This is a genomic window from Bradyrhizobium sp. AC87j1 (assembly GCF_002936975.1).
GTDB classification, from domain to species: domain Bacteria; phylum Pseudomonadota; class Alphaproteobacteria; order Rhizobiales; family Xanthobacteraceae; genus Bradyrhizobium; species Bradyrhizobium shewense.
Genome location: NZ_PTFE01000015.1, coordinates 45,106 through 62,306 on the forward strand (window position 1 = coordinate 45,106; position 17,201 = coordinate 62,306).

Annotated in this window: 15 protein-coding genes; 3 read left to right on the forward strand and 12 right to left on the reverse strand. The window is 65.2% G+C overall.

Going from position 1 to position 17,201, the window contains the following annotated elements; translation table 11 throughout:
• Positions 1–136: 136 nt before the first annotated feature.
• The gene (locus CV770_RS10945) at positions 137–529 is read right to left on the reverse strand and encodes a hypothetical protein (RefSeq protein ID WP_018315684.1); all 393 of its coding nucleotides are present in this window, start codon (positions 527–529) and stop codon (positions 137–139) included.
• A 564-nt stretch (positions 530–1,093) separates the two neighbouring features.
• On the opposite strand from CV770_RS10945, the gene CV770_RS10955 reads away from it, so the two are divergent.
• A complete protein-coding gene (locus tag CV770_RS10955) occupies positions 1,094–2,434 on the forward strand; it encodes an epoxide hydrolase family protein (RefSeq protein ID WP_104462335.1) in 1,341 nt (446 codons plus the stop codon).
• Between the two features lie 25 nt (positions 2,435–2,459).
• Here CV770_RS10955 and CV770_RS10960 read toward each other — a convergent pair whose 3' ends face one another.
• Both CV770_RS10960 and CV770_RS10965 read right to left on the reverse strand, forming a co-directional pair.
• On the reverse strand, positions 2,460–3,224 hold the full coding sequence (locus CV770_RS10960; RefSeq protein WP_104462336.1) for an SDR family NAD(P)-dependent oxidoreductase: 765 nt from the start codon (positions 3,222–3,224) through the stop codon (positions 2,460–2,462).
• An 85-nt stretch (positions 3,225–3,309) separates the two neighbouring features.
• Complete coding sequence (locus CV770_RS10965) at positions 3,310–4,326, reverse strand: zinc-dependent alcohol dehydrogenase family protein (RefSeq protein ID WP_104462337.1); 1,017 nt, start codon at positions 4,324–4,326, stop codon at positions 3,310–3,312.
• Positions 4,327–4,544: 218 nt separating this feature from the next.
• Here CV770_RS10965 and CV770_RS10970 point away from each other — a divergent pair, with 218 nt between their 5' ends.
• Together CV770_RS10970 and CV770_RS10975 are read left to right on the forward strand one after the other, a co-directional pair.
• Positions 4,545–5,453 (forward strand): LysR family transcriptional regulator, encoded by a 909-nt coding sequence (locus CV770_RS10970; protein ID WP_104462338.1) that lies wholly within the window; start codon positions 4,545–4,547, stop codon positions 5,451–5,453.
• 196 nt (positions 5,454–5,649) lie between these two features.
• Positions 5,650–5,976, forward strand: coding sequence for a BA14K family protein (locus CV770_RS10975; protein WP_104462339.1), 327 nt, complete (start codon positions 5,650–5,652; stop codon positions 5,974–5,976).
• 37 nt (positions 5,977–6,013) lie between these two features.
• Here the strand turns inward: CV770_RS10975 and CV770_RS10980 are convergent, their stop codons facing one another.
• From CV770_RS10980 to CV770_RS11020, 9 genes are all read right to left on the reverse strand, one after another.
• On the reverse strand, positions 6,014–7,228 hold the full coding sequence (locus CV770_RS10980; RefSeq protein WP_104462340.1) for an acyl-CoA dehydrogenase family protein: 1,215 nt from the start codon (positions 7,226–7,228) through the stop codon (positions 6,014–6,016).
• Positions 7,229–7,404: 176 nt separating this feature from the next.
• Positions 7,405–8,616 carry an ABC transporter substrate-binding protein gene (locus tag CV770_RS10985; protein WP_018315678.1) on the reverse strand — a complete coding sequence of 404 codons (1,212 nt, stop codon included), beginning with the start codon at positions 8,614–8,616 and terminating at the stop codon, positions 7,405–7,407.
• A 112-nt stretch (positions 8,617–8,728) separates the two neighbouring features.
• A complete protein-coding gene (locus CV770_RS10990; RefSeq protein ID WP_026201537.1) occupies positions 8,729–9,304 on the reverse strand; it encodes an HdeD family acid-resistance protein in 576 nt (191 codons plus the stop codon).
• A gap of 128 nt (positions 9,305–9,432) precedes the next feature.
• Complete coding sequence (locus tag CV770_RS10995; protein WP_104462341.1) at positions 9,433–10,956, reverse strand: FAD-dependent oxidoreductase; 1,524 nt, start codon at positions 10,954–10,956, stop codon at positions 9,433–9,435.
• Between the two features lie 27 nt (positions 10,957–10,983).
• Positions 10,984–11,610, reverse strand: coding sequence for a GTP cyclohydrolase I FolE (gene folE / locus CV770_RS11000; RefSeq protein WP_091953935.1), 627 nt, complete (start codon positions 11,608–11,610; stop codon positions 10,984–10,986).
• 135 nt (positions 11,611–11,745) lie between these two features.
• Complete coding sequence (locus tag CV770_RS11005; RefSeq protein ID WP_091953403.1) at positions 11,746–12,636, reverse strand: alpha/beta fold hydrolase; 891 nt, start codon at positions 12,634–12,636, stop codon at positions 11,746–11,748.
• A gap of 113 nt (positions 12,637–12,749) precedes the next feature.
• A complete protein-coding gene (locus CV770_RS11010; protein ID WP_091953406.1) occupies positions 12,750–13,577 on the reverse strand; it encodes an HD domain-containing protein in 828 nt (275 codons plus the stop codon).
• A 214-nt stretch (positions 13,578–13,791) separates the two neighbouring features.
• Entirely contained in the window at positions 13,792–14,670 is an 879-nt protein-coding gene (locus tag CV770_RS11015) for a transglutaminase family protein (protein ID WP_104462342.1), read from the reverse strand.
• Complete coding sequence (locus CV770_RS11020) at positions 14,667–17,189, reverse strand: circularly permuted type 2 ATP-grasp protein (protein WP_104462343.1); 2,523 nt, start codon at positions 17,187–17,189, stop codon at positions 14,667–14,669. Before CV770_RS11020 ends, CV770_RS11015 begins: the two co-directional genes overlap by 4 nt.
• Positions 17,190–17,201 lie beyond the last annotated feature (12 nt).

A 17,201-nucleotide genomic window follows, 5' to 3' on the forward strand; every position in this document is an offset into this window, starting at 1 on the left:
CGTCGCGAAATCATTCTGATTTTGCGAAATAAATTTGACTCGTCGGGCAAGACACCGGCATGATGTCATCATGGCGATGGCGGTCTGCTCGGGATCCTAGTAGCCCCACCCGGGGCGCGTCCCGTTCGCCGCGCCCTCAGGCGCGCCGGACGTAACCATTGAAGCTGAGGAAAGCACCTATGGCGCCAGTTATCAGCGCTACCACGACGGTAGCGGCCCGGCCGCTGTAGACGGTCGAACCGATCGCCACCGCGACCTGCGGCAAGACGATACGCATGATGCCGCCGAGGGTCATCAGCCAGCCCATTACTGTGATGATCGAGCGCCAGTCCGCCTGCCATCTATTGTGCAGATTGATGATCGCGAGGCCCGCAAGCAACGACAGCAAGCCGGACAAATAGAACAGGATGCCCGTGTGGAGCGCCTCCACGATCATGCTTTGGTACATGCCGAGGTTGATCAGTATGCCGAGCGCGATCGCGACAAATGTTGGCCCCATCAGCCTGGCGAGAAATAGCGAGCGGTCCATTGTGCGTCTCCGCCGCGCGAGCTGCCCGACCAAGGGACAATTCGGTCATCGGGCAGGCGCGCTATGCGGCAACTCATTGTTGCCAAGTACCGGCTGGCCTGGTGCTCGGTCCAGTGGCGGATGCGGCCTTGCAAGGCCCATCGTACCGGGCGGCGTCTCGTTGCTCGCCGTCCTCGTGTCGACCCGATCAAGCGTCGTGACGAACGCCGCGAGTATTGCGACGATCACCGCAGCAGCGAAAAGAACGACTGAGGTGCGGTGGCTATTCCACTCGTTACTCATGAGGGGCCTCCACAACTAACAGAAACGTAATACGACTGGGATGGTTCCCAGCGCCGCTACCGCCGGGTGCCGCCATTATCCCCGTCCGCCCTGCCCTTGTGAGCGGACATGGACAGCCATGCTGAACTTGTCTCGCTTCGCCACGCCGAGCGTTCGCGACAGCTCACAGCATTTAACAACGCCTAACGAGCCATTGGCGAGCTTCCAGGCCATATTGCAGGGACAGACAAAGGACTATCCTGCCCCGCAGGCACCGATCGCCCGAAGCCAGGAGGCCATCCCATGCTGGTATCATCCAATTCGTCATCCGATTCCGGGATCATCATTGACAGAGATCGGCGCGCGCTTCTGAGCACCGCCGTGCTTGGAATTGCAGCAGCGGTTTCCGCGAGCGTGTTTCCCGCGCACAATGCATCGGCTGCCGGCGAGAGCGCAATTCGCCCCTTCCGCATCGATGTCCCCGAAGCCGATCTCGTCGAGCTTCGCCGCCGCGTGCTGGCGACACGCTGGCCTGACCGCGAGACCGTTTCCGATCAGTCCCAGGGCATCCCGCTGGCGAAGCTCCAGACGCTCGTGCGCTATTGGGGCACGGGCTACGACTGGCGGAAGATCGAAGCAAAGATGAACGCGCTTCCCCAATTCGTCACGACGATCGACGGGATCGACATTCATTTCATTCACGTGCGCTCCAGGCACCCCAATGCGCTCCCTGTCATCATCACCCACGGCTGGCCGGGATCGGTCTTCGAGCAGCTCAAGGTGATCGATCCGCTCACGGATCCAACGGCCCATGGCGGGCGGCCTGAGGACGCGTTCGACGTGGTGATCCCCTCGATGCCCGGCTACGGATTCTCAGGCAAGCCGCTCGATACCGGCTGGGGTCCTGAGCACACCGCGCGCATCTGGGCAGAACTCATGAAGCGACTTGGTTACACCCATTACGTCGCCCAGGGCGGCGACTGGGGTTCGCCCGTCTCCAGCGCGATGGCGCGACTGGCGCCGTCAGGCCTGCTCGGCATTCACATCAACTTGCCGGCGATCGTGCCGCCCGAGATCGCCGCGATCCTCGCCGCCGGCGGGCCGGCCCCGGCGGGACTGTCCGAGAAGGAACGCACGGCGTTTGACGCATTCAGCGCGGCGGCCAGGATGGGCAACCGATCGTATGCGGTGATGATGGGAACAAGGCCGCAGACGGTCGGCTACGGCTTGACGGATTCTCCCGCGGGACTGGCGGCCTGGATGCTCGGTCATCCAGGCTTCTCGCATTGGAATTACGATGGCACCGACCCCGAGAAGTCTCGCGACGAGGTGCTGGACGACATCACGCTCTACTGGCTGACAAACAGCGCGGTTTCATCGGCGCGACTTTACTGGGAATACAGCGGGCGCAGTCCCGCTCTCGCCGCCCCCGAGAAGACCGCGGAGATCTCGCTCCCGGTGGCCATCACTGTCTTTCCCGGCGAGAGCTATCAAGCCCCGGAGACGTGGGCCCGGCGCGCCTATCGCAACCTGACCTACTTCCATGAGGTCGACAAAGGCGGTCATTTTGCGGCTTGGGAGCAGCCCGAGCTTTTTTCCGCGGAGCTGCGCGCCGCGTTCAAACCGCTTCGGCCCGCGATCTGACGCGCTCAGCGGCTCGACATGTCGATCAACGCATGACGAAGCCACCGTCGACCGAGATGGACTGGCCGGTCACATAGCTCGCAGCATCGCTGCATAGCCACAGAACTGCATTCGCGATCTCCTCGGGACGCCCGACACGCCCCATCGGAATGCTTTTTTCCATGGCCTTGAGCGCATCGCCTTGCCCGTCGGTCACCATCTGGTCCACCATCGGCGTCCATATCAATCCCGGGCAAATGGCATTGACGCGGATGCCGCGCGTTCCATATTCGAGCGCCGCGCTCTTGGTGAACCCATGGATGCCGTGCTTGGCGGCGTGATAGATCCCGCGTTCCGCACCTCCGACAAGACCACCGAGAGACGAGCAATTGACGATGGCGCCGCTGGCCTGCTTGCGCATCTGCTGCAATTCGAACTTCATGCAGCTCCATACGCCCTGCAGATTGATCCCCATGACACGGTCATAATCCTCGCGGGTGGTGTCGGCTGTCTCCGCGAGCACATTCTGGACGCCGGCGTTGTTGTAGGCGGCATCGAGCCGACCGAAAGTCTCGACCGTCCTTGAGACCATGGCTTCGACCTCGGCATCATCGGCCACATTGCAACGGATGCCGATCGCCTTGTGACCTCGAGCATTGAGTTCGTCGGCGGCAGCGCGCGCCGCATTCTCGTTCCAGTCGGCTAGCGCGACAGACGCCCCCGATTCCGCAAAAGCTTTCGCGGCCGCGAGGCCGAGACCGGAAGCTGCGCCGGTCACCAAGGCGACCTTGCCTTCGAATGAAATGTTCATGTCACGATCTCCTTTATCAATAGACTCGTCGGGCTGCCGATCGGGAGCTGCAAAGCCGCCCCGATAGACAGCACCCTGCCCGCCGTCACACCGTCAGCAGCGTCTTGATCGCGCGGCGCTGGTCCATCGCCTTGTAACCTTCGGCGACCTGGTCGATCGGCAGCGTGAGGTCGAACACCCTGCCCGGCTGTATGCGTCCATTGAGGACGCGGTCCATGAGATCGGGCAGGAACCGCCGCACCGGGGCAGGACCGCCCATCATGCGCCGCTGGCCGAAGAACAAGGCCTGGCCGTCGAACGTCACACCGTGGGGAACACCGACATAGCCGATGCTGCCGCCGGGACGCGCGCATTCGAGGGCTTGCGACATCGCTTCCTGGGTGCCGACACATTCGAGCACCGAATCGGCGCCGATGCCTTGCGTCAGGTCCTTGACGCGCGCGATGCCTTCTGCGCCGCGCTCGACGACGATATCGGTCGCGCCGAACGCTTTGGCCAGATCCTGCCGCGTCTTGTGGCGGCTCATGGCGATGATGCGCGATGCACCCATCTCTTTCGCCGCAAGCACGCCCATGAGGCCCACCGCACCGTCACCGACTACCGCGACCACGGAGCCCTGCTTCACATTCGCAGCGTCGGCCGCGTACCAGCCGGTCCCGAGCACGTCGGAGGTCGCGAGCAGATGCGGGATGAGATCGCTGCCCGGCACTTCCCTGGTCGCGACAAGCGTGCCATCCGCAAGGGGAACGCGGGCGTAGGGCGCCTGCGCGCCCGACATGAATTCGCGCTTTTCGCATGACGATTGAAAGCCGAACTTGCAGTGCGGGCAAGTATTGTCCGACAGGCAGAACGAACCAACGACGAACTGGCCGGGCCTGACGGTCCGCACCTCACTGCCGATCTCGACGACCACGCCGCAATATTCGTGACCCATATGTGCGGGGCCGTCACTCGGCTGCAGGCCGCGATACGGCCAGAGGTCGGAGCCGCAGATGCACGTCGCCGACAGCTTGATGATGGCGTCGGTCGGGCGGACGATTTTGGGATCGTCGACGGTTTCGTAACGGACATCGCCGGGTCCGTAGAGGATTGTCGCTTTCATTGCTTTTCTCCTTCGAGTCACAAGCCGGACTCGCCGACACACAGGCCGCGCATCGCGTCGAGGCACAAAGCGACAGCGCAAAGACCCCGCTCCACGCGACCGCGGGGTGCGAAGCCCAGCCCGCGCGTTTACGACATCATCTAGGGTCCCGGGCGGCGGCCGATTAGTCGATATAATTTGCTTGCATTAATCGATACGGGCCATGAATAGTGGCGGCCATGGCAAGCCAGGATTTCAACGATTTACTGGCTTTCGTGGCCGTCGCCCGCGAGCGCAGCTTCACGAAGGCCGCAGCGAAACTGGGCGTGGTGCAATCGACGCTCAGCCATACGATCAAGCGCCTGGAATCGCAGATGGGGCTGCGGCTGCTCACGCGCACGACCCGAAGCGTCGGCCTGACCGAGGCGGGCGAGCGCCTTCAAAAATCAGTTGCGCCCCGCATCGAAGAGATCGAGCGCGATATCGCCGCGCTGATGTCGCTGCGTGACAAGCCGTCGGGCACGATCCGGATTACGCTCTCGGACCATGCGCTGGACACGGTCGTCTGGCCGAAGCTGTCGCCCGTCCTGAAGAAATACCCCGACCTCAAGGTCGAGTTCAGCCTCGACACGGCCTTCCGTAACATCGTCGAAGACGGTTTCGATGCGGGCATCCGCCTCGGCGAGAGCGTCGAGAAGGACATGATCGCGGTGCGCATCGGTCAGGACTGGCGGCTCGTCGCGGTCGCCTCGCCTGCCTATCTGAAGGAACATCCGAAACCAAGACATCCGCAGGACCTGCTGAAGCACGTCTGCATCAAGCGGCGCGCGGCCGCAGGCGGCCATTACGTGTGGGAGTTCGCCAGGAACGGTCCCGACCTCCGGGTGCGCGTCGAGGGACAAGTCACCTTCAACGATTCCCGGGCGATGATCGACGCCGCCGTCAAAGGTTTCGGCATCGCCTATGTCCCCGAGGACATGGTGACACGGCACGTCCGATCCGGTGAGCTCGTCATCGTGCTCGACGACTGGTCGCCGAAATTCGACGGCTACTATATCTATTATCCGACCTCGCGGCAGAACTCGGCTGCATTCAAGGTGATCGTCGACGCGCTCCGCCATCGCGAAACGCGAGGAAGACGCGGCTAGTTTGCCTCGGCGGCTTCGGCGCGGCGGTCGTGCGCCCACCTTCGCGTTCCGCAAACAAACGATGCTTTCCGTATTTGAACGACACTGTTGCGCCAACTCGCGCTTATGGCATCACGCGAGCTTGTCGGCGGGCTATGTCGATCCACATCTGAGCGCACCGGCAGCGTGCTGCGCCGGCTGATGATGGAGATCGACCATGAACGGACTCAAGATTCTCGCTGCCGTCGCCGTGTTGTCGGGCCTGACCGCAGGTACCGCCTACGCCCAATCCGGCTTTGCAGGCAGCCATCCCGATACGTACGAGGCCGAGAACCCCAATCGCAACCTGGATGGTACGCTGACGCCCGCAGGCAGGCTGGGTCTCGAGCTGCCGGATGGCGCAGCGCCTGCGCAAGGCGCGGACAACGCCCTGGCCCGCATGGACGGCGCCGCCTCACGTTCCTGCGCGGAGCGTTATCGCTCCTACGATGCGGCAACGGGCACCTATATCGGTCAGGACGGCATCCGCCGCGTTTGCAAATAGCGCAAAGCCGCACATCAACAGATCAAGCGCCGGTGATCTATCCCAACACCCCGCCGCGCTTGATCAGCTCCTTGCCGACAGCGGCCAGATGCACCTGGTCCGGGCCGTCGCCGATGCGGATGAAGCGGGCGTAGACGTAAGCACGCGCCAGGAACGTATCCTGCGAGACGCCGGCGGCGCCGTGGATCTGGATCGCGCGGTCGATGACGCGGGCGGCCATGCTGGGCACCACGATCTTGGCCGCGGCGATCAGGTCGCGCGCGGCCTTGTTGCCTTCGCGGTCCATCTTGTCGGCGGCTTGCAGCGTCAGGAGCCGCGCCTGCGCGATCTCGCAGAACGAGTTTGCGATGTCCTCGCGCACCGAGCCCTGCTCGGCGAGCGGCCTGCCGAAGGCCACACGGGAGACGGCGCGCTGGCACATCAATTCGAGCGCGCGCTGGGCGCAGCCGATCAGCCGCATGCAATGGTGGATGCGGCCGGGCCCGAGCCGCCCCTGCGCGATCTCGAAGCCGCGGCCCTCGCCGAGCAGCATGTTTTCCGCGGGCACGCGGACGTTCTCGTAGACGATCTCGGGGTGGCCGACCGGGGCGTCGTCATAGCCATAGGTCAACATATCGCGGACGATGCGCACGCCCGGCGTATTCCTGGGCACCAGGATCATGGATTGCTGGCGGTGGCGGTCGGGATCGTCGGGCGCGGTCTTGCCCATCACGATCAGGATCTCGCAATCCTCGTTCATCGCGCCTGAGGTGAACCACTTCCGGCCGTTGATGACGTAATCGTCCCCGTCGCGCTTGATGGCGCACTGGATGTTGGTGGCGTCGCTGGAGGCGACCTGCGGCTCGGTCATCGAGAAACCCGAGCGGATACGCCCCTCCAGCAGCGGTTTCAGCCAGCGCTCCTGCTGTGCAGGCGTGCCGTAATTCGCCAGCACCTCCATGTTGCCGACATCGGGCGCGGAGCAGTTGAAGACCTCGGGCGCCCAGAGGATGCGGCCCATGATCTCCTTCACCGGCGCATAGTCGAGATTGGTCAGACCCGGGCCGTGCTCGCCGGAGAGAAACAGATTCCAGAGCCCCTGCTCCCGCGCCAGCCGCTTCAGCTCCTGCAGCACAGGCGGCGTCTTGTAGCGCACGGCCTCGGGCTTCACCTGCTCGTAATAGAGCTCCTCGACCGGCTCGACATGTGTCCGCATGAACTGCCGGACGCGCTCCTGGAGCTCCAGCGAACAGGCGGAATGTTGAAAGTCCATGGTGGGTCTCCTTCTTCCCTTCTCCCCTTGTGGGAGAAGGTGGCGCGAAGCGCCGGATGAGGGGTTCTCTCCGCCGGCAACACCGTTCGTGAGGAGAGAGACCCCTCACCCGGCTGCGCTTCGCGCATCCACCCTCTCCCACAGGGGGAGAGGGTGCACCGCCTCCTCGCTCGCCCTCACGTCCCTTTCAGCAATTCGCTCGCGACCACCCAGTCGTTGCCGTCGAACTGCAGCATATAGCCATCCTTGATCGGGCGAAAATCCTGCGGCGTAGTGTTGAGCGTGATGCCGGGCATCAGCAGCGACAACGGCACGCTCTTCAGGTTCGCCGCCTGCGCCATGATGTTCTCGCGCGTCAGATTGTCCTTGCACTGCTTCAGCAGCACCACCAGCGCCTCGGCGACGGTGTAGCCGTAGAGGCCGGCGACGTTGTTGACGTCAGCATTGGGCAGGCGCTTCTTCATGAAATCGATATAGGCCGTCATCGCCGGATCGTTCTTCGGCGCTTCGACGAACGGCTTGAGCGCGCCGAGCGAGAGCACACCTTTGCCGGCCTCGAGGCCCGCAGGGACCATCACGGTAGCCTTGTTGGCGCAGCCGCTAGCGAGGAAGCGCGTGGGCTGCCAGCCGACCTCGTGGGCCTTGCGGATCGCCTGCGCGCAGGCGCGCGGCGTCACCGAATAGATCATGAAGACGTCGGCCTTGGTGTTCGCCAGCGTCAGCACTTGGGAATCGACGGTGGGATCCGCGACCTCGAAGCTCGAGGCCATCGCGATCGCCTTGTCGGCGTCGGCGCCGAGCGCCTCCTTGACGCCGCGCAGATATTCCTTGCCGGCATCGTCGTTCTGATAGAGCACGGCGAAGCGCGCATTCGGGTTCTTGGCGCGGGCATAGGCGACGTCGATCGCGGCCTCGCTGGTGTAGTTCGGCGCCCAGGGCAGCGCCATCGACCAGGGCATGTTGGCCGGATCGTTCCACTTCGAGGCCGAGCTGATCAAAAACAGCTGCGGCACCTTGTTGCTGTTGAGGTATTTTGCGATCGCCGAACTCGGCGCCGTGCCCATGGTCGCGAAGATGAAGGCGACGCCGTCGCCTTCGACCAGCCGCCGCGCCGCCTCCATGGTCTTCGGCGGCGAGAACGCGTCGTCCAGCGAGATCAAATTGAGCTTGCGGCCGGCAACCCCTCCCTTCTCGTTGACCTCGTCGAAATAGGCCGCAATGACCCTGCCCGTGATGCTGAGGGGCGAGGCCGGCCCGCTATAGGGCATGGTGTTGCCGATCTTGATCTCGGTGTCGCTGACGCCGGGACCGTAGGATTTTTGCGCGGAGACGGATGTGGACAGGCAGGCGGCAGCGAGCGCTGCGGCCAGGGCCAAGGCGGCTTTCATGGTTTCTCCCCGGTGATCTCCGCGCGAGGCGGCCGCGCGGCGTGCTGCTTTTTGTCAGCGTGTCAGATCAGCGGAGTTCCGCAACATGGTCTTGCGTCGAGTTGCTGATGGCTTAGCCGCGCCGCTTCAAGCTGAAGCCCAGGCTGATCCAGCCCGCTCCCGCCATGATCAGATCGATGCCGAGGAACAGGCCGAGGATATAGACGCTGTTCACCGGCCAGCGTGCCACGATCAGCAGGCCGAGCAGCAGCGTGATGACGGCCGACAGCGCCACCCAGACCCACGGGCTCTCGCGCTTCATGCTGAAGGCGAGAAACAGCCTGACGGCGCCCGAGGCGATCAGCGAGGCGCCGAGAAACAGCGTCAGCAGGACCGCCGCGAACAGCGGATTCTCGAAGGTCAGGAAGCCCGCGATCACGTAGAGCACGCCGAGCAAGGCCCAGATCAGGAACTTGCCCCAGCTCTTCATCTGGAACGCGCCGATGATCTCGGTGACGCCCGCGACGATCATCATGGCGCCGACCACGATCACGCTCGCCACCGTCGCCATCACCATGCTGCCGAGTGCAATGAAGCCGGCGATGAGATAGACGACGCCGAGCGCGACGATCCAGCCCCATTTGGCATGCAGCGCCGCGATGCCGGAGCCGAGACTTGGGTGATGTGACGTATCCGAAGCACTGGTCATGACGGCCACTCCTGCTTGCGTAGCCCGGGGGCACGCGCCAGAATAGCACGCATCGTGCCGGGACGACAGCCAGCAGATCACCCGTACCGGCAGTAACATTGACGCAAATCAAGATCGACTGCGGCGCATCAGCCGCGCGAGCGCTCCATCTCGAGCTCGGCCTTGAGGTTGTCGAGATCGCGGTAGATCGACGCAACCGCCAGCACGCGGCCGTCCTTGCGGTACTTCAACAGGCAGTCCTTGCCTCCGATGCTGCCGTCGATCGCGATCTCGTCAAAGCTTTCGGCGTGGCCGACATAGTTGATCGGCACGTCGTAGTGCTGCGACCAGAAGAACGGCACCGCGTCGAAGCGCTCGCGCTTGCCGAGCATGTTGCGCGCCGCGGTCTGGCCCTGGCGTTCGGCAACGACCCAATGTTCGACGCGGATGTTTTGCCGGGAGTGCGGATCGGGCCAGCGCGCGATATCGCCGGCCGCGAAAATGCCGGCGACACTGGTTTCGAGATATTCGCTCACGCTGACACCGCGATCCGCCACAAGACCGGCGTGCTCGGCCAGCGCAAGGCGCGGCTTGACGCCGATGCCGACCACGACGAGGTCGGCTTCGATGACAGCTCCGCTCTTCAGCGTGGCGCGGCTGCCGTCGAGCTTTTCGACTGTGTCCCTGAGGTGAAAGATCACGCCGTTCTCTTCATGGAGCGACCGGACGAAGTCGCCCATCTCGGAGCCGAGCACCTTCTGCATCGGCCGCTCTTCCGGCGCGACCACGTGCACCTCGATCTTGCGTGCCCGCAGGGACGCCGCGACTTCGAGGCCGATGAAACTGGCGCCGATGACCAGAGCGCGCCCGGCACTCCCCGCGGCCTTGATGATGGCGCGGCTGTCGGCGACGGAGCGCAAGGTGTGGACATGCGGCTGGTCGGCGCCCGGGATCTGCAGTTTGACCGGCTCGGCGCCGGTCGCGAGCAGCAGCCGGTCGAACGGAAGCCTGTCGCCATTGCCGAGCGTGACGTTGCGCATCTTCGCATCGATGGCGGAGACGCCGGTGTTGAGCCTGAGATCGATGCCCGCGTCCTGATAATAGTCCTCGCCCCGCAGCGGCAGCCAATCCTCCGGTGCGCTGCCCGCGAGATAATCCTTGGAGAGATTGGGCCGGTCGACCGGCATCGCGCCGTCATCGCTGAGCATGGTGATGGCGCCGGCAAAGCCCTCGCGCCGGAGCGTCTCGGCGGCCGCGAAGCCGGCTGCGCCGCCGCCGACGATGACGAATTTCTCCGGCGTCGGCGCGTTGCGATGAACGGCGAGCGGCTTTGGCGCCTCGCGCTTGCGCCGAACGATGATGTTGTCCCGATCGCGCGCGACCTCCCACACCGTCAGCGCATTCAATGCCGGCGGTCGCGTGGCTTCGCCCGTGCGCAAGGAGAAGCAGGCATGATGCCAGGGACAGCGGATGGTGTCGCCCACCACCAGGCCCTCGGCGAGCGGCCCATGGTAATGGCTGCAGGCCGGCTCGATCGCAAAAATCTCGCTGCCGGCCTGCACCAGCAGGACGTCTTCCTCGCCGACATGACCGAGCAGCTTGCCATCCCTGAACGCGGTCAGCGACACGCCTTTGCTCAGGTCGGGTCCGCTCGGCTTGTTGTTCTCGGTCATGGCGCCGTCTCCTTGAGCAGCCGCGGGTCAATCGTCCGAATTGGCGAGCCCCAACAGTTCCTGGCGCGTCAGCGCATTGTCGCGGAACACGCCCAGCATGCGGCTGGTGACGAGATCGGTCCCGGGCTTGTGCGCGCCGCGCGTGGTCATGCAGTGATGCGTCGCCTTGATGATGACGCCGACGCCTTCAGGCTTGAGCACGTCGTTGATGGTATTGGCGATCTGCGCGGTCATCTTCTCCTGGATCTGGAGGCGCTTGGCGTAGATGTCCACCACCCGCGCAAGCTTGCTGATGCCGACGACACGGCCCTGCGGGATATAGGCGACCCAGGCGCGGCCGACGATCGGCGCGATGTGGTGCTCGCAATGGCTCTCGAAGCGAACGCCGCGCAGGACGATCATCTCGTCATAGCCTTCGATCTCCTCGAAGGTCTTTTGCAGGATTTCCGTCGGATCCTGCGCATAGCCGGAAAAATACTCTTCGAAGGCGCGTGCGACCCGGTCCGGCGTCTCGCGTAAACCGTCGCGCGCGGGATCGTCGCCGGCCCAGCGGATCATGGTCCGGATCGCCTGCTCGACCTCCGCCCTGTCGGGCCGTTCGACCGGCGCCTGCGCCACCGCGACACGTTCCAGCTTGCGCACTTGTGACGTCATCGAGATCCTCCCTGCAACGAGCCGCATATAGAAGCGGCTCCTCAGCTTGGACGGCTGCAATCGCAAAAGGTTCCCAGGATCAGGAAAAATCGGAGGTACCGCAGACAAGCCAGCCGGCCGGACGAGAAAGGGCCTTTATGAGGCGCCTTTCTGGACCTCGACCACCGCCTGCGCCCATTCGGCCGGGCGCTCCTGCGGCAGGTTGTGGCCGGCATCGATGAAGACGCGCCGCTCGAATGGGCCCTCGAATTTGCGCGCGTGATGGGCGGTGCCGGGATTGACGCCGTCGCTGTCGCCGTCGATCGCGATGGTCGGGACGCGGATCGGCGGCTGGCCCGCGAGCTTCGCCTCGATCGCGGCATAGGCGGGGTCGCCCTCGACCAGCGCGTAGCGGTGGCGGTAGGAGTGGATCACGACATCGACGAAGTCAGGATTGTCGAACGACACCGCGCTCCGTTCGAACGTCGTGTCGTCGAACGCCCATTTCGGTGACCACATCGCCCAGAGCTGGCGCGCAAAGCCGCGCCGGTTGCGCTCCAGCGCGCGGTGGCCGCGCTCGTTGTGGAAGAGATATTGATACCAGAGCGCCGCCTCCTCCGGCGGCGAGGCCGGCTCCATGGCGCGGGCGATGTTCTGGATGTTGTAGGAATTGCCGGAGACGAGCCCGACCACGCGTTCCGGATAGAGCGCCGAGACCACGCAGGCCGCGCGCCCGCCCCAGTCATAGCCGCCGACGACGGCACGCTTGATGCCGAGCGCGTCCATGAAGGCCAGAAGATCGGCGCCGAGCGCCGCCTGCTCGCCGGAGCGCGGCGTCTTCGCGGAACGAAATCGCGTCGGTCCATAGCCGCGCAGCCAGGGCACCAGCACGCGCGCGCCGGCCTCGGCAATGATCGGGGCGGTCTCGGCATAGGCGTTCACGTCGTAGGGAAAGCCGTGGCCCATGATGCAGGGCCAGCCGTCGGGCGCGCCGTATTCGCGATAGGCGATGTCGAGGATGTCCGTGGTGATCGTTTTTTGTTGCATGATTGTTTCACGGATTGGGGATTTCGTAGCCCGGATGGAGCGTAGCGCAATCCGGGAACGCCAGCACCCGAGAATCCCGGATTTCGCTGCGCTCCATCCGGGCTACAGGAGGTCTACCTCTGCGGCCCCGACAGCGAGATGTCGCGCTCGGCGCGGAACACGTTGCTGTAGAGATTGGCGATCCACTGCCGGCCGATCTCGGTCTTGTTGAGATAGCCGATCTCGGTCTGGATGTGCGGTGCGACGCTATTCCAATAGAATTGTGGATAGCGGTTCACGATGTCGGCGGGCGAATCGTAGCCGAGCTGGCGGTTCATGCCGACCTCTTCGAACTCGTAATAGAGCGCGTTGGCCTTGCGCAGATAATTGGGATCGCCGAGCTGGCCGATGAAATCGGCGGCGCGCAGGATCGAGGCTTCGTCGTCATAGTCCTGGCCTTCGCGCGCCGGAAAGCGCGTCCCCTCGATGGCGCGGGCAACTCGCTCCGGATCGACTCCGGGAATATGCCGCAGCCGCCGGGTCACGTAGAGCTTCGAGCGATCGACGTGATACATCATCAGACTTGCATCCGATGCACCGCGCGGTAACGAGACCTTGGTGTCGGCCGCGTCGATGACGAAGCCGTCCGCATCGTCCTCCTCGAACAGCCCGCGCACATAGCCGATGTCGTGGGCGAGGCAGGCAATCAGGACATGGACATAATCCTCAGCCGACAGATGGGTATGAAGACTTCGGCCGCCGAGGATGGCCTGAGCTGCCAGCGTCACCAGCATCGTATGTTCGATGTTGTGGTAGAGCGCGTCGCTGTTGCCGATGCATTCCATCGCGGTGCGGGTCGCACTTTCGATGATGTTGGCAGAAGTCTCATCGTACCGGCGACGCATGAACTTACCGAGGAAGCCCTCGAGGGATTCAGCCGCCAGTCTCGGTAAGGTTATCATGGCTGCAGCCCCGTCCGCCGCTGGTGTCCCATGCCATCTCCCGACGTCTCATTCTTGTCCGCGACGCAAGGACCAGCATAGCCCATCTTGGGCCGGCTGACCAAACCCTTGGGAAAGCGATTACGGAAATATGTTACCGTTGTGCTATGCAAGATCACGGTTGCGGTGAAGAGGCGGCACACCCGGGCGGCGAGCCCGGCCGACGAGGCCGCGTTTATTCCACCATCACCACGTCCACGGCGACGCCGAGCTTCTGCTTGGGCGAGCCGACGATGATGCCGTCGACCGGCGAGACGTCGGAAAAGTCGCGCCCGACCGCAAGCACGATATGGTCGTTGGCAATCAGCAGATCGTTGGTCGGGTCGAAATCGACCCAGCCAAGCTCTGCCCCGCACCACAGCGACACCCAGGCATGGGTGGCATCGGCGCCTTGCAGGCGGGCCTGGCCCGGCGCCGGGATGGTGCGTAAGTAGCCGCTGACATAGGCCGCCGGCAGACCGAGCCCGCGCAGCCCTGCGATCATCACATGGGCAAAGTCCTGGCAGACGCCGTGTCGCTTGTCGAAGACCTCGTTCAGCGGCGTCGAGATCACCGTCGCCTTGGGGTCGTAGCGAAACTCGGTGCGAATGCGATGCATGAGATCGACCGCGCCCTCGAGGATGCCCGCGCCCGGCGCAAAGCTCATCCCCGCATAGGCGCTGACCGGACGCAGCACCGGCACCAGCGGGCTCGCGAAGACATAACCGACCGGCGAAGACGGCCCGAGGCTGGTCGCCTCGAAGGCGATGTCGCGGATGGTCTCCCAGCTTGGGCTGTCGGCATCGCGCGCCGGCGGCTTGCGTGACACGGAGACACGCGAACGCGAGTCGATGCGCAAATTGCGATGCGCGGCCTCGATCACGATGCTTTCGGTCAGCGTGCCGAAGAAATCGCGCCGGACGTTGCGCTCGGACGGCCGCGGACGGATCTCGACCTTGTGCGAGATCAGCTCCTGGCCGTTGCCGCTCCTCGGCTCCAGCCGCAGCGTGCAGCGGGCGAAGCTGACCGGATTCTCGTACTCGTAGGTGGTGACGTGACGGATGTCGTAGATCACGCCAGCCCCGTCAGCTTTTCCGGCCGGGCGGCATTGGGGCCGTGCGGGAAGTAGTGCTGACCGATCGCCTCGGCGAGGCTGAGCAGGTCCTGCTCGAGTGCGAACAGCGTCTTGACCTCGAGCTTCTCGGCTTCCGCGGTCGCAAGCATCGCCTGCATCGCCACCGCAAGGCGCTGCGGCTTCTCGATCAGGCCGTGCTCCTTCAGGCTGGGCAGCGCGGCGATGTGCTCGTTCAGCGTCGTCACCTGGAACGCCACCGAACGCGGATTGTAGCCGTCGAGCACGGCAAGGTCGCGCACCGGCGCCAGGATCGGCGCCAGCAGATAGCGCGAGCGGTAGGTGATCTGGCAATCCACCAGCGTCAGCAGGATGTCGAGATCCTCATCGCCAGCCTCGTCATAGGCGAACTGACGGGTGAAGCGCGTGGTGTTGATGGCGCGCTCGGTGCGGCGGCCGATGTCGAGAAAGCGCCAGCCGGCGGCGCGGTTCATGTTCTCCTGCGCCAGCCCTGCGAGGCTGGCGAGTTCCTGCAAGGTCAGCTCGGCCGCGCTCAGCACGCCGTCGTCGCCCTCGACCTGGTAGGCCAGGCGCTCGGCCATCTCGGTGATGACCTGCCAGGCATCGGGCGACAGCCGCTCGCGCAAGGAGGTCGCCGTGCGCTGCGCCGCGCGCACCAGCGACAGCGCCGAGCCGAAACGTTCCGCGCTCTGCAACGCTTCGGCGGTGATCCGCCAGGGCGCGGCGCGCGAAGTCTGCGAGATCGCGCCCCAGGCCACCAGCAGGCGCTGGATGCGTTCGCCCGATTGCAGCGAAGCCGCGGTGCCCTTGTTGGGCCCGCTCGGCGAGCCCAAAGCGCGCACCAGCCGCAGCGTCGCCTCGGCGCGTTCGAGATAGCGGCCGAGCCAGAACAGATTGTCGGCGGCGCGGCTCGGCAGCACGCCGGCGATACGGCGGATGCGGACCTTGTCGGTCGCCGGCAGCAGCGTCGCGGTGGAAACTTGCTTGTCGGAAACGACCCAGACGTCGGCGGCACGCGCGCCGTCGCCCATCGACACCGCGCGCGCATCCGCCTGCTCGGCGATGCGGCAGAAGCCGCCGGGCATGATGGCCCAGCCGTCGGGCGTCGCCGCCGCGAACACGCGCAGCACGAAGGGGCGCGGCGTGATCTGGCCCTGCTCCCACACCGGCATGGTCGACAGCCGCACCACCTCCTGGCCGACATAGTCCATGCCGCGCGCGGCGATGGCGTCGATCAGGCGCTGGCGGTCGCTCGTATCCAGCTCGCTCGCGAGCACCGGTCCCGCGCTGTCGAAACCGGGCACGCCGCGCCGATAGGCGCCTTCGATCGCGACCTCGTCGAGCCGCGACAGCACCTCCTCGCGCGCGCTGCGCTGGCCGCACCACCAGGTCGCGATATGCGGCATCTTCAGCTCTTCGCCGAGCAGGCGCCGGCTGAGCGCCGGCAGGAAGCCGAGCAGCGCCCGCGCCTCCAGCACGCCCGAGCCCGGCATGTTGGCGACGACGACGCCGTCCTTGCGCAGCACGTCGATCAGGCCGGGCACACCGAGATGCGAGGAGGCATCGAGCTCGAGCGGATCGAGCGAATTGGAATCGACCCGGCGCAAGAGCACGTCGAGCCGCTTGAGGCCCGCAACGGTGCGGATGTGGATGCGGTTGTCGCTGACCGCGAGATCGTCGCCCTCGACCAGCAGGAAGCCGAGATAGCGCGCCAGCGTCGCGTGCTCGAAATAGGTCTCGCTGAAGCTGCCGGGCGTCAGCACGCCGATCCTGGGCTCGTCGCGGTCGGCGCGCGCGCGAAGACTGTCGCGGAAGGCCTCGAAGAACGGCGCGACGCGCGGCACGTTCATCGACTTGTAGAGGTCGGAGAAGGCGCGCGAGAGCACCAGACGATTCTCAAGCGCGTAGCCCGCCCCCGACGGCGCCTGGGTGCGGTCGCCGAGCACCCACCAGCGGCCATCGGGTCCGCGGCCGACATCGGCGGCATAGATCGACAGATAGCGCCCGCCCGGCGGCGGCACGCCGCAGACGGGACGGAGATATTCGGGACTGCCGGCAATCGCGGCCGCCGGCAGCGCGCCTTCCGCGACCAACCGGCCCTCGCCATAGATGTCGGCCAGCACGAGCTCGAGCAGCTCGGCGCGCTGGGTGATGCCGGCGCAAAGCTGCTGCCAGTCGGCCTCGTCGATCAGGAGCGGCAGATGGCTGATCGACCATGGCCGGTCGGCGCTGTCGCCGGGCGCACGGTAGGTGACGCCGGCCTCGCGCAGATGGCGGTCGGCCATGCCGAAGCGACGCTCGATCTCGTCGGGCGCGAGCGTGCCGAAGGCATCGAAGAAGCGGCTCCAGACCGCGCGGGGGGCGCCGTCGGGCCCCAGGAACTCGTCGGGAATGCCGGGCAGGCGGCGATAGTCGCGGACCCATTGGGCAAGGCGGCGCTGGCCTTCACGCTGGCCTTGCGCCCTACCCGCCTTGTCCTGCTCGGCTGCGCCCTCGCTCATGCGCCTCTCCCT

Coding starts and splice junctions, on each gene's coding strand:
- folE (WP_091953935.1), bottom strand. CDS start 11,610: ATGACGTCACAAGTGCGCAAGCTGGAACGTGTCGCGGTGGCGCAGGCG.
- CV770_RS10965 (WP_104462337.1), bottom strand. CDS start 4,326: ATGAAAGCGACAATCCTCTACGGACCCGGCGATGTCCGTTACGAAACC.
- CV770_RS10945 (WP_018315684.1), bottom strand. CDS start 529: ATGGACCGCTCGCTATTTCTCGCCAGGCTGATGGGGCCAACATTTGTC.
- CV770_RS10995 (WP_104462341.1), bottom strand. CDS start 10,956: ATGACCGAGAACAACAAGCCGAGCGGACCCGACCTGAGCAAAGGCGTG.
- CV770_RS10955 (WP_104462335.1), top strand. CDS start 1,094: ATGCTGGTATCATCCAATTCGTCATCCGATTCCGGGATCATCATTGAC.
- CV770_RS10960 (WP_104462336.1), bottom strand. CDS start 3,224: ATGAACATTTCATTCGAAGGCAAGGTCGCCTTGGTGACCGGCGCAGCT.
- CV770_RS11005 (WP_091953403.1), bottom strand. CDS start 12,636: ATGCAACAAAAAACGATCACCACGGACATCCTCGACATCGCCTATCGC.
- CV770_RS10975 (WP_104462339.1), top strand. CDS start 5,650: ATGAACGGACTCAAGATTCTCGCTGCCGTCGCCGTGTTGTCGGGCCTG.
- CV770_RS10980 (WP_104462340.1), bottom strand. CDS start 7,228: ATGGACTTTCAACATTCCGCCTGTTCGCTGGAGCTCCAGGAGCGCGTC.
- CV770_RS10970 (WP_104462338.1), top strand. CDS start 4,545: ATGGCAAGCCAGGATTTCAACGATTTACTGGCTTTCGTGGCCGTCGCC.
- CV770_RS10985 (WP_018315678.1), bottom strand. CDS start 8,616: ATGAAAGCCGCCTTGGCCCTGGCCGCAGCGCTCGCTGCCGCCTGCCTG.
- CV770_RS11010 (WP_091953406.1), bottom strand. CDS start 13,577: ATGATAACCTTACCGAGACTGGCGGCTGAATCCCTCGAGGGCTTCCTC.
- CV770_RS11020 (WP_104462343.1), bottom strand. CDS start 17,189: ATGAGCGAGGGCGCAGCCGAGCAGGACAAGGCGGGTAGGGCGCAAGGC.
- CV770_RS10990 (WP_026201537.1), bottom strand. CDS start 9,304: ATGACCAGTGCTTCGGATACGTCACATCACCCAAGTCTCGGCTCCGGC.